Here is a 14,801-nt window from a genome sequence, read left to right on the forward strand (position 1 = left end):
GTGCAGACTGGGCACATGGTCGCCGGAACCGTGACGAGCGCGTCTCGTGTCGGGGCGATGGACTGGGACGTCGTGATCGGCGACCGGTTCATCGCCGCCATCGCCGCCCCCGCAGATGTCCGAGCGCTCACCGCGCTCGCCGCGGTCATGGACGACGCCGAGGTGAGGATCGAGCAACTCGTGCAGGCGATGCCGGCGGCGAGCGCCTCCGACCCCGACGATCAGGGCTTCGCCGTGGTGCTCTGGCCGCTGCGAGGCGCGCCGGACGTCACGGCCGTCGTCCGCGGCGACGCCGTCGTCGACCTCGACTCGCCAGGAGGGTCGCGGCGGTTCGACGCCCGCGGCATCCGCCCGTGGCATCTCGCCGAGTTCCGCGACGTGACGGGGGTGCGGCTCACGGGCGCGGACGCCCCGGTGCAGGCGAGCGGCACCGCGATCGGCGTCGCGGTCGGCGCCGTCGCGCCGGCCCGGGTCGGCCTCAGGGCCTCCGACGTCGTCTGGTCGCCCGTCGAGCGGGTCCTCGAGCGCCGGCCGGATGCCGCCGGCCGGCCGACGGACGACGCCGACACGGTGCTCCGCGACAACGTGCTCGACGCCACGGTGGCCGTCGCGTCAGATCCCGAGGCCGTGCACGATCCCGACGACGATCGGCGGCCCGACGTGCTGACGCCGCATGCCACGAGCACGTTCGCCCCGAGCACCTTCGCGCCGGGCGCGCCGCCGCGGGTGCGGATCGGTGCCGGAGCCGCCAGATCCGTCACCGTGCCGATCCTCGTCGGGCGGCGCCCGCTCGCGCCGCGGGCACCCTCCGCGGCCGCCGCCGCGCCCGAGCTCGTTCCCGTGCGCTCGCCCACCGGCGTGATCTCCGGCACCCACCTCGAGCTCCGCATCGAGGGGGAGCGACTCGTCGCGACCGACCTCCGGTCGACGAACGGCACCGTGATCCGCACGACGACCGGCATGCGCCGCATGCGCGCCGGCGAGTCGATCGTGGTGATGCCGGGAAGTTCCCTCGACCTCGGAGACGGTACGATCATCGAGGTCCTCCCAGCCAGCGACGACGCTCCCCATCCGACCCGAACCGACAGGCCCCCCTCGTGACACAGATCGGAAACGGCAACACCCGTCATCCGGTCGTGCTGCCCGACGGCACGAGGATCACGATCTCGTGGGCCGCCGCGACCGACACGGGCCATCGTCGGCAGGTCAATGAAGACAGCTTCGTCGCGCAGGCACCGGTCTTCGCGGTCGCCGACGGCATGGGCGGCCACGCCGCCGGCGACTTCGCGAGCGCAGCCGTGGTGACCCGCCTCGCAGAGCACGGCGGTAAGACCGTCATCGGCACGGCCGAGATCGACCAGTCGCTGCGGCTCGCCGTGCAGGACATGGAACGCGGCACGGGGGTCACCGACGAGGGCAGCGGCACGACCGTCACGGGGGTCGCGCTCGGCCTCATCTCCGACGAGCCCGCCTGGATCGTGTTCAACATCGGCGATTCGAGGGTCTACCGACTCGTCGGCGGCATCCTCGAACAGCTGACGGTCGACCACTCGATCGTGCAGGAGCTCGTGGACGCCGGGCAGATCACCCGCGACGAGGCCGACACCCACCCGCATTCGAACGTGATCACGCGAGCCGTCGGCTTCCACGAGTCGCCGATCCCCGACTACCGGGCGATCGCCGTCGAACCGGGCATGCGCCTGCTGATCTGCTCAGACGGGCTCACGAAGGAGCTCACGTCGTACGGCATCCGGCACTTCCTGATGGCCGACCGGTCGGCCGAACGCGTCACCGAGCACCTCCTCGACGCCGCGCTCGGCAACGGCGGCCGCGACAACGTCACCGTGCTCGTGGTCGACGTGCACGAGGTGAGCAGGCCGGAACCGCGACCCGAGCAAGTGGGCGCCGACGGCGCGATCGACTCGCCCGCGGCATCCTGAGCGCGTCGAAGAGAGCTTCGAGCGTGGGTCGCGTCGACCTACAATGAGCAGACCGGATGCCGCCGGCATCGACCAGCGACGGCACCCTCGCCCCACTCGAGGTCAAGGAGGATCGTGTCGAGACGACTGCCGTCAACCGCACCGAACCTTCCGGGCTTCTCGTTCGTCAGGGTGCTCGGGTCGGGCGGATTCGCCGACGTGTTCCTCTACGAGCAGAACATGCCGCGCCGACTCGTGGCGGTCAAGGTGCTGCTCGCCGAGGTCGTCGACGACGCGGCGAGGCAGATGTTCCAGGCCGAGGCCGACGTCATGGCGCAACTCTCGTCGCACCCGTCGATCCTCACGGTGTACCAGGCGAGCGTCGCCGCCGACGGGCGTCCCTACCTCGTCATGGAGTTCTGCCCGTCCACGCTCGGCCAGCGCTACCGCAGCACGTCGCTGCCGCTCGCCGAGGTGCTCGCGGTCGGCGTGCGCATCGCGAGCGCCGTCGAGACCGCGCACCGCAACGGCGTGCTGCACCGCGACATCAAGCCGTCGAACATCCTCACGACCGCGTACGGGCATCCGGTGCTGTCCGACTTCGGCATCGCGGCGAGGCTGGGCGCGATGCACCCCACCGATACGGTCGGCCTCTCGGTGCCGTGGTCGGCCCCCGAGGTGCTCGTCGACGATGCCGGCACCGTCGCGAGCGAGGTCTGGTCGCTGGGCGCGACGGTCTACTCGCTGCTCGCCGGTCGCAGCCCCTTCGAGCAGTCGGGCGGCGACAACACCGTCGGCCGTGTCTCAGCTCGCATCCGCACGGCGAAGCTGCCGCCCACGGGCCGCAACGACGTGCCGGACTCGCTCGAGCGCGTGCTCGCCCGCGCGATGTCGAAGCGACCCGCCGACCGTCAGTCGAGCGCCCTCGAGTTCGTGCGCGACCTGCAGGCGATCGAGGAGGAGCTCGCCCTGCCGCAGACGCCGCTCGAGGTCGTCACGGAGGACTGGGCGCTCGCCGTCGCCGTCGACCTCGACGAGCGCACGCGCATCATCTCCGTCCCGGCGGCCGCGAGCGCGCCGGACCGCCGTGCCCGCCGTACCAGGCGGCCCAACGACCGCATGGCGGCGACCACGCTGCGTTCGGACACGTCCTCGGGCGCGACCGGCTCCCGACCGGCGCCGCCCCGCGCCCCGCGCCGCGCACTCTTGGCGCTCTCCGCGATCGCCGTGCTGCTCGTCGGGGTCGCGCTCGCCGGCTCGTACCTCGTCGCCTCGACGACCGCCCCGATCCCGGTCGTGACCGACGTGCGAGCCGACGTCGACGGCGTCTCCGTGACCTTCACCTGGGACGACCCCGGACTGCAGGGCGGCGACGCGTACCTCGTGACCGTCGACGGAGCCGCTCGCCCCGTGCAGCGCGATGAGCGCGCGGACGTCGTCGCCGACGACGGCGACCACGTCTGCGCGAGTGTCACGGTCACTCGCAACGGCAAGACGGGGCGTCCGAGCGAGGAACGCTGCGTGGACATCGACGCGGGGGACTGATGAGGCTCCGCTCGGTCGTGTCCCGACATCGATCCGCCGTCGTGACGGCGGCCGTCTGCATGGGCGTCGTGTCGACGATCGTGGCGGTGGCCGTGGCATCCGGCGGCTACTCGGCGGAGCGGGTCGACCTCGGCGATGCGGCCGTCTGGGTCGCGAACGACGACCTCGAATCGGTGGGCCGGGCGAACACCGCCGTGCACGAGTTGAACACGATCGTCGAGACGGGCGGATCGGCAGGGCAGATCGCGCAGCGCGGTCAGACGGTGCTCGCGCTCGACGAGGAACGCGCGACGGTCTCCGTGATCGATCCCATGAACTCGACCGTCGCGGAGACGGTCGCGGTGCCGCCCTCGAGCAGCATCGCGATCACCGAGTCGAAGGTGGTCGTCGCCTCCGACGGCGATGTCTGGACGATGCCGTCCGACCAGATCGTCGACCTGCAGGTCGACTCCGACCCCACCTTCCGGTTCGGACCCGGCGCCGTGGTGTCGGTCGCGCCCGACGGGCGCCTCTTCTCCTATGCGCCGTTGGCGGGCATCGTGCAGCGAGTCGACGTCGACGATTCCGAGTCGGTCGTCGAGCAGTGGCAGACCGAGCCCTCCGACCCGGCGGCCGAGGTGCAGATCACGTCGGTCGACGGCCGATGGGCGGTGCTCGACGAGCGGAGCATGACGCTGCTCCTCGCCGACCGGGCGGTCGACCTCGGCGACGTCATGGATATCGCGGACGATCCGAGGCTCCAGGAGCCCGCCGTCGACGGCGATGCGATCGCCATCGCGTCGCGCGCGGGCCTCGTCATGGTCGACCTGACCGACGGCGGCATTCGCGAGATGGAGGTCCGGCAAGCCGGCGGGATCGCGACGGCGCCCGTTCGGCACGGCGACTGCCTGCATGCGGCGTGGTCGAACGGCACCGCCTGGCGGGCGTGCGCCGGCGAGGCGCCGAGGTCGTTCCCGCTCGATGAGATGGCGACCAGCGCCGACCTCGCGTACCTCGCGAACGGCCGCTCCCTGGTGCTCAGCGACCGCGCGTCGGGTCGAAGCTGGGCGGCCTCGACCGACTACGGCGTGATCGACAACTGGGATGAGCTGCTCGCGACCGAGACCGACGACGAGATCGTCGAACGGCAGGATGCCGACGCCCCCGCGCCGATCGAACGCAGCCAGGCCGATCCGATCGCCGTCGCCGACGCGTTCGGTGCGCGACCTGGCCGCGCTTCGATGCTGCCGGTGCTGATGAACGACTACGACCCGAACGGCGACGTGCTCGTGATCGAGGAGCTCGTCGCCGTGCCTCCGCCCGGAGTCAGACTCGATCTCGTGTCCGACCGCCAGCAGGTGCAGGTGACCGTCGACGACACGGTGACCGAGGGCTTCTCATTCGGATACACGGTCGACGACGGACGCGGCGGCAGTGCGACGGCATCCGTCACCGTGCAGGTGCGCACCGACGATGAGAACGGCCCGCCGGAGCAGGTGCGGGACCGCACGGCGACGGTCGCGCTCGGCGGGCGCTCGACGACGGCCGTCCTCGGCGACTGGGTCGACCCCGACGGCGACCCGTTCTTCCTGTACTCCGCCACGCCCCCGGAAGGCGACACGGCGTCGTTCACGCCCGAAGGATCCGTCGTGTTCGACGAGCGGCAGGGCCAGCAGGCGACGCGCCGGGTCGCGCTGGTCGCGCACGACGGGCGCGACGAGGGCGCGGGGTCCCTCGAGATCGACGTGCGGGCCCCCGGGACCGTGCCCCTGATCGCCGAATCGTTCGTGGTGCTCGCCACCGCGGGCGAGGAGGTGCGCATCGACCCGCTCCGGCACGTGCACGGGGGAACGGGCAACGTCGTGCTCACGAGCGTCCCCGCGAAGCAGGACGTGCTCATCACGCCCGACTACGACGGCGGGACCTTCCGCTTCAAGAGCTCGGCCGAGCGCACCCACTACCTCGAGTACGTCGTCACCGACGAGAGCTCGCCGCCGGTCACGGGCCTGATCCGCGTCGAGGTCGAGGCGGGATCCGACCGTGACACGATGCCGATCACGGTGCCGCACACCGCCTTCCTCCGTGCCCAGCAGCCGATGGACGTCGACGTGCTCGCGACCGACATCGACCCGACCGGCGGCGTGCTCGTGCTCACCGACCTCATCGACGCCGAGTCGAACGACCTGCGCGTCGAGGTCATCGACCATCGCATCCTCAGGGTCCAGCTGCTCGGGCCGTTGCCGCTCGGATCGCTGACGTTCGGCTATCGCGTCAGCAACGGCCTCGGAGATGCCGAGGGCGCCGTCACCGTCGTGGAGGTGCCGTCGCCGCCCGTCGCACAGCCGCCGGTCGCGAACCCCGACACGGCATCGGTGCGCACCGGGGACGTCATCGACGTGCCCGTGCTCGCCAATGACGAGCACCCCGACGGACTGCCGCTCACCCTCGACCCCGTGCCGGTCGAGGATCCCCTCGACGGCCTGCTCTTCGTCAGCGGCGACCGCCTGCGGTACTTCGCGCCCGAGAAGCCAGGGGAGTACGACGCGCAGTACCGGATCCGCGCCGCAGGGCAGTCGGCCACGGCGACGGTGCACTTCTCCGTGCGGCCGACCGACCCGGAGACCAACTCGCCGCCGGTGCCGCCCGAAGTCACCGCGCGCGCCCTCGCCGGCGACACGGTGCGCATCTCCGTCGCACTCGGCGGAACCGACCCCGACGGGGACTCCGTGCTGCTCGTCGGCCAGGAGTCCAACCCCGAGCTCGGCAGCGTCAGCGAGACGGGACCGGACTGGCTCGACTACCGGGCCGGCGAGTACTCGGCCGGAACCGACACGTTCACGTACGCGGTCGTGGATGCGCTCGGTGCGAAGGCGATGGGCACGATCCGGGTCGGCATCGCCGCGCGTCCGGACGGGGCGAGGAATCCCGTCGCCGTCGAGGACAGCGTGCTCGTGCGACCGGGCCGCACGCTCTCGGCCCGGGTGCTCGAGAACGACTCCGACCCCGACGGCGGCAGCCTGACGCTGACCGACGTGACACCGCAGAACGGCGGTGCCTCGGCCGAGGTCGTCGGCGATCGGATCGATGTCGTGGTTCCCGAGGGCGATGGGGAGTACGGCTTCCAGTACGCCATCGAGAACGAGCGGCTCGGCTCGGACTCGAGCTTCCTCACGGTCGTCGCGCGCGAGGACGCGCCGCTCGCACGGCCAGAGGTCGACGACGTCGTCCTGAACCTGACCGACATCCTCGACCGCGACCGTGTCGACGTGGACGTCCTGGCCGACGCGTTCCTCGCCGATGCCGACGTGGCCGACCTCGAGGTCGGACTCGTTCCCGGCTTCGACGAGGGTGCCGAGGTGCTCCGCGACGGGAGCATCCGGGTCGCGGTCGAGGATCGTCGCCGGATCATCCCGTTCTCGCTGACGCGCCCCGACGATGCGGACGTGGTCTCGTACGCGTTCATCCGCGTGCCGGGCCGCGACGACGCGATCCCGCAGCTTCGGCGCGACGCGCCCGACGTCGAGGTGCGGAGCGGCGAGAGCGTCGAGCTCCACATCGAGGATTACGTGATCGCGGCATCCGGGCGCCCGGTCAGCATCCTCGACGCCGCGAGCGTGCGGGCCGCCCACAGCGACGGCACCGATCCGTGGGTCGATGAGCGGACCCTGCGGTTCCGGAGCGAGGCGGGATACTTCGGGCCGGCGTCGATCTCGTTCACGGCGACCGACGGCGAGTCGGCGTCCGACCCGACCGGACGCACCGCCACCATCGTCATCCCCATCGACGTGCGGCCGACGCGCAACCAGGCTCCGGCGTTCGCCGGCGGTTCGATCGACTTCGAGCAGGGCGTGGCGAAGACGATCGACCTCGTGAAGCTCACGACCTACCCCGACAAGGAGCAGGCCGACGAATTGGAGTACCGGCTGCTCGAGCCGCTTCCGGACGGCTTCGGATTCGAGCTCGACGAGCACCGGCTCACGATCACCCCGTCGGCGGCGACGCCCTCCGGCACGCGCGGCTCGGTCGCCGTCTCGGTCATCGACGGATCGGGCGATGGCGAACCCGGCCGCATCGACCTGCAGGTCGTGGCCTCGACGAGGCCGCTCGCCCGCCCGATCTCGGATCGGGCCGTCGCCCAGCGTGGAACGACGACGAGCGTCGACGTGCTCGCCAACGATGACACCACGAACCCGTTCCCCGACACGCCGCTGCGCGTCGTGGCGCTCAGGGGCCTCGACACGCTGCCCGCCGGCGTCTCGGTCACGCCCGACGCCGACCGCTCGACCCTCCTCGTGAAGGTCTCGGAGGATGCCGAGCCCGTGAACGCCACGCTGCAGTACCAGGTCGCCGACGCGACCGACGACCCCGACCGGTACGCGTGGGGAACGGTGACCGTCTCGGTGCAGGACCGCCCCGATCCGGTGACCGCCCCGCGGGTGACCGGATTCGGCGATCGCAGGCTCGACCTCGTCTTCGGGGCCGGTGCGTTCAACAACTCCCCGATCACCGCCTACGAGATCAGCCTCGTCGAGCCGGGCTCGTCAGAGGTGCTCGCGAAGACCGAGTGCACCGCGACGACCTGCCTCGTGCCGACCCTCGGCAACGGCCGGGCGAACGGCGTCGTGCTCCGCGTCCAGGCGCGCAACGCCATCGGCCTCTCCGACCCGGTCGATGCGCCGGGTCCGATCTGGTCGGACGTCGTGCCGCCGGCACCGCGCGACCTCGCCGCGGGTCCGCTGGACGGCCGCCTCCGCCTGGGGTGGTCGCCGGTCTCGGCAGGTGCCGGAAGCCCGGTCCACTCGTACGTCCTGGTGGTCGGCGGCGTCCCGGTCGAGGTCGATGCGGCAGCGGTGTGCACGGCGTCGCGGTGCGAGGTGGACTCGAGGGCGCTCGAGAACGGCAGCCTCGTCGAGTTCTCGGTGAGCGCGCGCAACGAGGCGTATCCGGCCATGGCGGTGTGGGCCGATGCCCGGGGCTCCGGCACGCCGTTCGGTCCGCCGGTCGCGGGCGGCATCAGCGTCGTCGGCGATGCCATCGCCGGAACCGTGACGGTGTCCTGGACCCCGTTCGGCGGCAATGGAGACCCCATCGGTGGATACTTCGTGCAGCGGCTCGCCGACGGCTCGACCGCACCGCCCTCCGGCCCGCAGAGCTGCATGGTGACCTCTCCCGCCCCTGGCACCGTCGTCGCTCCGTCGCGCGGCGGCACCGTCTCCGACATGGTCCAGGTGGGGCCGGATGCCTCGAGCGTCCAGTTCACGGGCACGACGGCCGAGGCCGCCAGGTACTCCTTCGTGGTCTGGGGCTACAACCGTTCGGCGTGCGTGAGCACCGGGGTGGGCACCGTCGTGGTGCGAGAGCCTCCCGGACCGATCACCTCGGTGGAGAGCGGCATGGACTGGATGACGCAGGATGCATGGGACCGGTACATCTCCAGAGTCGATCCGAACCAGCGCCTGCAGATCGTCGCGGTCGACGCGAACGGCGCGCAACTCGGCGCCCCCAGGGACTTCGCCGGTTCGGGATGGCTCCGGGCCGTCCTCGGCAGGCCCTTCGGCGAGACGGCCCGCTTCCAACTGCGCACGTGCTCGCCATGGGGCAGTTGCGGGCCGTGGTCGGAGATCCTGCCGGCCGACGCGGAGCCGTCGCTCACGTTCGCCCTGCCCTCGCGGGTGTGGGATCCCGAACTGGGAAGCTGGTCGTGGGACTCCGAGCCCGACAACTCGGGCATCCCCGCGGAGTTCCGGTGCGGCGTCGTGGGCGACGACGTGGGCGTGCGAGCCCAGCGGCGCACGAGCTGCCAGGTCCCCGGCGCCCAGCCCGGCGACCGTGTCTGGTTGGATGTTGAGGTCGCCGGCGTGAAAGTGAGGTATCAGAACCCGTGATCACCGATGGAGCCCGTATGACGATGACCCCAGAAGAGGCATCGAGATTCGCATCGAACCTCGACCGGCTGGTCGGTGCGGTCGAGACCGTGCTGCTCGGCAAGAACCGGGTCGTGCGGCTCGCCTTCACGGCCTTCCTCAGCGAGGGCCACCTGCTGCTCGACGACGTGCCCGGAACCGGCAAGACGTCGCTCGCCCGGGCGATGGCGCAGTCGGTGCACGGCACGAGCAACCGCGTGCAGTTCACGCCCGACCTGCTGCCCGGCGACATCACGGGCGTGACCGTCTACGACCAGCGGTCGGGTGCCTTCGAGTTCCACCCCGGTCCGGTCTTCGCGAACATCGTGCTCGCCGACGAGATCAACCGGGCGAGCCCGAAGACCCAGTCCGCGCTGCTCGAGGTCATGGAGGAGGGGCAGGTCACGGTCGACGGCCAGACCCACCCCGTCGGGCATCCGTTCATGGTGATCGCGACCCAGAACCCGGTCGAGCAGGCGGGCACGTACCGCCTGCCCGAGGCGCAGCTCGACCGCTTCCTCATGCGCACCTCGATCGGGTATCCCGATCACGCGTCGACGATCCGGATCCTCGAGGGCGCCGATCATCGGGCGCACGGCGTGCAGGTCGAGCCGCAGCTCGCGGCCGCCGAGATCGTGGAGATGGCGGCCGCGGCGCGCACCGTGCACGTCGACCCGACGATCCACGACTACGTCTCGCGCCTCGTCGACGCCACCAGGACGACGCGGGAGGTGCGGCTCGGCGTGAGCGTGCGCGGGGCCCTCGCGCTCATCCGGGCGGCCAAGACGCACGCCGCCGGGCGGGGGCGGCACTACGTCGTGCCCGACGACGTCAAGGCCCTCGCCGAGCCCGTGCTCGCGCACCGCCTGATCCTCGATGCCGAGGCCGAGTTCGACGGCGTGACCGCATCGAACCTCATCGCGCAGGTGCTCATCGAGACCCCGCCGCCGTCCTCGAGGCAAGCAGTGTGAGCCTCGCCGAGACGCGCACCACGATGCCGGAGGACGCCCGCCGGGAGGGGATCCTCGCGGCCCTGATCGCGCATCTCGTGCGGCTGGTCGGCCGGGTCCTCGGCACGCTCCAGGAATGGAGCCGGGTGGTCGGGTCCGTCGTGACGTGGCGCGGATGGGCGGTGATCGTCGCGGCCGTGGCCGCGTTCGCGGTGGGGTCGACGTTCGGGTGGATCGAGTTCATCGCCCTCGCGTGGGGCCTCGCGGTCGTCGCGGTCGCGGCATCCGTCTGGCTGCTCGGCCGCGGCGCGTCGACGATCGGGCTCTCGGTGCCGATCTCGCGCGTCGTCGTCGGCGAACCGGCGCAGGCGCGGCTCGTCGCCGAGAATCCCGGTCGCCGCAGGTGGGGCGGCGTCAAGCTCGAGGTGCCCGTCGGCCGGCAGGTCCTGGAATGGGTGCTGCCCGGCCTCGCGCGGGGCGGCTCGTTCGACCGATCGTTCCGGGTGCCGACCGATCATCGCGGCGTCGTGCAGGTCGGCCCCGCGAGGACGGTGCGCGCCGACCCGCTCGGCCTCGTCCGTCGCGAGATCGTGTGGTCGGAGGTCGCCGAACTCCACGTGCATCCGCGCACCGCGGCGATCGCCGCACTCAGTTCGGGGTTCGTCCGCGATCTCGAGGGGTCGCCCACCCGCGACCTCACGTCGAGCGACATCTCGTTCCACGCGCTCAGGGAGTACCTGCCCGGCGACGACCGGCGGTTCATCCACTGGAAGAGCACGGCGAAGACGGGCACCTTCATGGTGCGCCAGTTCGAGGAGACGCGGCGCAGCCGCCTCATGGTCGTGCTCGACCTCGACCCCGAGGCGTACCGAGACGACGCCGAGTTCGAGCTCGCGGTGAGCGCGGCGGCATCCGTCGGCGCGAGGGCGATCCGCGACGCTCGCACGGTGTCGTTCGTCGTGTCGGGCGCGAGCGCAGCACGCGGTCCGGCGCCGCAGCCCGGCGCGCTCGCCCGGCAGGCGGGCGCCCCGGCCAGGCAGCCCGGGATCCTGGTGCGTCCGTCCGGCGCGTCGGCGCGGATCGCGGGCACCACCAGGCGCGCGACGGTCCACGGTCCGGCCGGCATCGTCCGCGAACTGCCGACGGTGACGCGCGACCGATTGCTCGACGCGCTGTGCCTGATCGAGCGCGACGAGCACGCGGCCATGATCGCGGATGTCGCGGCCGCCGCAGCCGAGTCCCTGCCCGGCGTCTCGCTCGCCTTCCTCGTGACCGGGACGGCCCGTGGACCGGCGCCGCTGCGGGCCGCAGCGTCGCGCCTGCCGATGGGCGTCGACGCGATCGCCGTGCAGTGCGCGCCGGAAGGCGATGCGTCGGTGCGCACGATCGCCGGACTCACCGTCTTCGGCATCGGCTACCTCGAGGACCTGCGGGCGATGCTCGCGCGAACGGCGTCGGTCGGATGAGCAGGCCCGTCGACGGTGGCGAGGGCGGAGGATCCGGCCGCTCGCGGTGGTCGATCATCGTGTCGGTCGCCCTGCTCGTGCTCCTCCTCGCGGCAGCGCTGATCCCGTGGTGGCCGGTGTACGAGAGCCCGGAGTTCCTCGTCGCGGTGGCCGTCGCCGTCGTGGCGGGCCTGGGAATCGGCCTGATCGGCGCGTGGCGGAGATGGCCGGCGTGGGCGGTCCTCGTCGCACTGGCGTCGGCCTTCCTCGTGCTCGGCGTCCCGGCGGCGGTGCCGTCGCGCGCCTACGTCGGGGTGCTGCCGACGGCGCAGGGCATCCTCGACCTCGTGACCGCGACGGCCCTGTCGTGGAAGCAGCTCGTCACGATCGCCGTGCCGGTCGGCTCGTACCAGGCGCTCCTCGTGCCGCCGTTCCTGCTCGCCCTGCTCGCCTCGGCGGCGACCGTCACCATCGCGTTCCGCACGCGGCATCCGGTCGCCGCGATCGTGCCGCCGGCGTTGCTCCTGACGGCGGGCATCCTGCTCGGCGTCGTGCACGGCGCGCTCGCCCTGCCGGCCGGGCTCGCGTTCCTCGTCGCGGTCGTCGCCTGGCTCGTGAGCGTCGCGATCCGCGATCGGCAGGCGCTCGGCGGACGCGCCGGGGTCGAACGCGCGCTCGCCGATGCGCGACGCGTGCTCGGAGCATCCGCGATCCTCGCCGTCGCCCTGGCCGGCGCCACCGCGGCAGCACTGATCACGCCCGTGCCGGCGCGCACGGTCGTGCGTTCGGAGGTGCAGCAGCCGTTCGAGCCGCGCGCCCACGAGAGCCCGCTCGCATCGTTCCGTGCCGCGTTCGACCCGCTCATCGCCGACGACGTCATGCTCGAGGTCCGCGGCCTCCCGCCCGGGGCCGGGCTCGCGCTGGCCACGCTCGACACCTACGACGGCATCGTCTACTCGGTGGGCGGGGCCGACGGCACCTCGCTCTCCGGCAGCTTCACCCGACTGCCGTACCGCCTCGACCAGACGGACGTGCGCGGCGACGACGTGCGCATCTCGGTGCAGGTCGCCGCGTACGACGACGTCTGGGTGCCCGGCGTCGGCCAGCTCGAGCGCATCGACTTCAGCGGACCGCGGGCGGAGACCCTGGCCGACGGCTTCGTCTACAACGACACGACCGGCACGGGGGCGGTCACGACCGGGCTCCAGCGCAACGACGCGTACGTGGCGTGGTCGGTCGCGATGCTCGACCCGTCCGAGCTCGACACCATGCAGCCGGGCACGAGCGTGGTCCCGACCGCGCCCGAGCTGCCGCCCGAGCTCGCCGAACTGCTCGAGCGGTGGGCACCCGTGACCGAGGCGCCCGGCCGCCGCCTCGCGGCGATCATCGACGGCTTCCACCGCACCGGGTACGTCAGCCACGGCACGGCCGCCGACGCGGTGCCGAGCCGCTCCGGCCACGCGCTCGACCGCCTCGCGCAACTCGCGGCCGACCAGCCGATGGTCGGCGACGGCGAGCAGTACGCCGTGGCCGCCGCCCTCATGGCGCGCAGGATCGGCTTCCCCGCGCGCGTCGTCGTCGGGTACACGGCGGCGGATCTCGCAGCGGGCGAGGCGGGCGGCGCGGCCGCCGTCCCGGAGCTGACGGTGCTCCGCCGCAGCGACCTGCAGGCGTGGATCGAGGTGCAGCGCGACGACGGCGCCTGGATCGCACTCGACCCCAATCCCGTGCCGCGCGAGATCCCCGATCGCGAGCCGGAGCAGCCGGAGGTGGTCTCGCGCCCGGAGTCGGCACTGCCCCCGCCGCCCGAGCGCACGCAGGTCGACGAGAACGACTCGCCGGCCGACCATTCCGACGAACGACCGCAGGACGACCTCGGCCGCTGGCTGGGGGTGCTCACGACCGTCGCCACGATCGCCGGTCTCACCGTGCTCGTGCTCGCGCTGCTCGCGAGCCCGTTCCTCGCGGTGATCGTGGCGAAGATCCGGCGGCGTCGCGTGCGCCGCAACGCCGATTCACCGGTCGATCGCATCGAGGGCGGGTGGCGGGAGTTCGCTGACACCGCCGCGGACTACGGGTACCCGATCAAGCCGAATTCGACGCGAGCCGAGCAGGCGGTCATGGTCGGCGGCCTCGCGCCGCTCGTGCTCGCCTCGGTGGTCGATCGCGCCGTGTACGCTCCCGGCGGTCCCGAACAGGGCGATGACGAGCGGGTGTGGCGGTCGGTCGACGAGTTGCAGCGACGCCTCGCAGCTCCGCGCACGCGGTTCGAACGGTGGCGGGCGGCGATCTCGCTCACCTCCCTCGGCGGGTACGCTGTCAGCCGGAGAGGGGGTCGACGATGAGATGTCGCATCTGCGGTGCCGCGCTGCCCGACGGCGCGATGTTCTGCGGGCACTGCGGCAGTTCGACGAGCGCGACCCCCGAGTCTCGACGCCGACCCGATCCGAGGCCGGGCGACACGACCTCGCTCGGTCCCGGATTCCGGCGCAGCGGTGTCGTGAGCGTTGCGGTCGGGCTCCAGGGCGAGGTCGCGGATGCCGAGTCCGCAGCTCCTGCCGGAACGGGCGTCGGCGAGGCGAACGGCGGCGCCGATGACGTCGGCGCCCTCGACGGCGCCGGGAGCTCCGGCGGTCCCGAGACGGGCGACGCAGGATCGGGTGCCTCGGCGCGGGCCGACGCGACGCCCCCGCGGTTCGTGCTGCGATTCGGCACGGGCGAGGTGCGCGTGGTGTTCGGCACCGGGCTGATCGGCCGCCGGCCGCTGCCGCAGCCGGGCGAGCATTTCGACCATCTCGTGCACGTCGACGACCCGAGCCGCTCGGTGTCCAAGACCCACCTCGAGTTCGGCACGCACGACGGCACGCTCTGGATCGCCGACCGATTCTCGGCCAACGGCACGATCGTGCGCCGCTCCGACGACGTGATCCGCTGCGAGCCGGGGCGGCGGTACCTGGTCGCCTCCGGCACCGTCGTCGAGCTCGCGGACCAGTCCTTCACCGTCGCCTGACGCCGACGCACCGCTCCTCCACAGCACGGCGGATGCCGCGGGCGGGCGGG

8 protein-coding genes are annotated in these 14,801 nt (G+C 72.4%); all 8 read left to right on the top strand.

The features are described from left to right. The first annotated feature begins 15 nt into the window (after nucleotides 1–15). The 8 genes from ABIC29_RS16395 (at nucleotide 16) to ABIC29_RS16430 (ending at nucleotide 14,751) form a co-directional block, all read left to right on the top strand. Nucleotides 16–1,101, top strand: a complete 1,086-nt coding sequence (locus ABIC29_RS16395; protein ID WP_116083047.1) for an FHA domain-containing protein — start codon at nucleotides 16–18, stop codon at nucleotides 1,099–1,101. Continuing rightward, nucleotides 1,098–1,940, top strand: a complete 843-nt coding sequence (locus ABIC29_RS16400; RefSeq protein WP_116083045.1) for a PP2C family protein-serine/threonine phosphatase — start codon at nucleotides 1,098–1,100, stop codon at nucleotides 1,938–1,940. Before ABIC29_RS16395 ends, ABIC29_RS16400 begins: the two co-directional genes overlap by 4 nt. A 114-nt stretch (nucleotides 1,941–2,054) precedes the next feature. Then, nucleotides 2,055–3,464: a serine/threonine-protein kinase gene (locus ABIC29_RS16405; RefSeq protein WP_354247132.1), complete on the top strand. Its 1,410-nt coding sequence runs from the start codon at nucleotides 2,055–2,057 to the stop codon at nucleotides 3,462–3,464. A 17-nt stretch (nucleotides 3,465–3,481) separates the two neighbouring features. Then, nucleotides 3,482–9,328: an Ig-like domain-containing protein gene (locus ABIC29_RS16410; RefSeq protein ID WP_354247135.1), complete on the top strand. Its 5,847-nt coding sequence runs from the start codon at nucleotides 3,482–3,484 to the stop codon at nucleotides 9,326–9,328. A gap of 17 nt (nucleotides 9,329–9,345) precedes the next feature. Beyond that, complete coding sequence (locus tag ABIC29_RS16415; RefSeq protein WP_116083037.1) at nucleotides 9,346–10,317, top strand: AAA family ATPase; 972 nt, start codon at nucleotides 9,346–9,348, stop codon at nucleotides 10,315–10,317. Then, complete coding sequence (locus ABIC29_RS16420) at nucleotides 10,314–11,762, top strand: DUF58 domain-containing protein (RefSeq protein ID WP_354247138.1); 1,449 nt, start codon at nucleotides 10,314–10,316, stop codon at nucleotides 11,760–11,762. The genes ABIC29_RS16415 and ABIC29_RS16420 overlap by 4 nt, the downstream gene beginning before the upstream one ends. Then, nucleotides 11,759–14,086: a transglutaminase-like domain-containing protein gene (locus ABIC29_RS16425; RefSeq protein WP_116083032.1), complete on the top strand. Its 2,328-nt coding sequence runs from the start codon at nucleotides 11,759–11,761 to the stop codon at nucleotides 14,084–14,086. Before ABIC29_RS16420 ends, ABIC29_RS16425 begins: the two co-directional genes overlap by 4 nt. Further along, nucleotides 14,083–14,751, top strand: a complete 669-nt coding sequence (locus ABIC29_RS16430) for a zinc-ribbon domain-containing protein (protein ID WP_116083030.1) — start codon at nucleotides 14,083–14,085, stop codon at nucleotides 14,749–14,751. The genes ABIC29_RS16425 and ABIC29_RS16430 overlap by 4 nt, the downstream gene beginning before the upstream one ends. The last annotated feature ends 50 nt before the right edge of the window (nucleotides 14,752–14,801 follow it).

This window comes from Agromyces sp. PvR057, assembly GCF_040547485.1.
Taxonomy (GTDB): domain Bacteria; phylum Actinomycetota; class Actinomycetes; order Actinomycetales; family Microbacteriaceae; genus Agromyces.

What these genes read in the sequence shown, in the direction of transcription:
- ABIC29_RS16425 (WP_116083032.1), top strand. Translation starts at nt 11,759, where the DNA reads ATGAGCAGGCCCGTCGACGGTGGCGAGGGCGGAGGATCCGGCCGCTCG.
- ABIC29_RS16415 (WP_116083037.1), top strand. Translation starts at nt 9,346, where the DNA reads ATGACGATGACCCCAGAAGAGGCATCGAGATTCGCATCGAACCTCGAC.
- ABIC29_RS16430 (WP_116083030.1), top strand. Translation starts at nt 14,083, where the DNA reads ATGAGATGTCGCATCTGCGGTGCCGCGCTGCCCGACGGCGCGATGTTC.
- ABIC29_RS16395 (WP_116083047.1), top strand. Translation starts at nt 16, where the DNA reads ATGGTCGCCGGAACCGTGACGAGCGCGTCTCGTGTCGGGGCGATGGAC.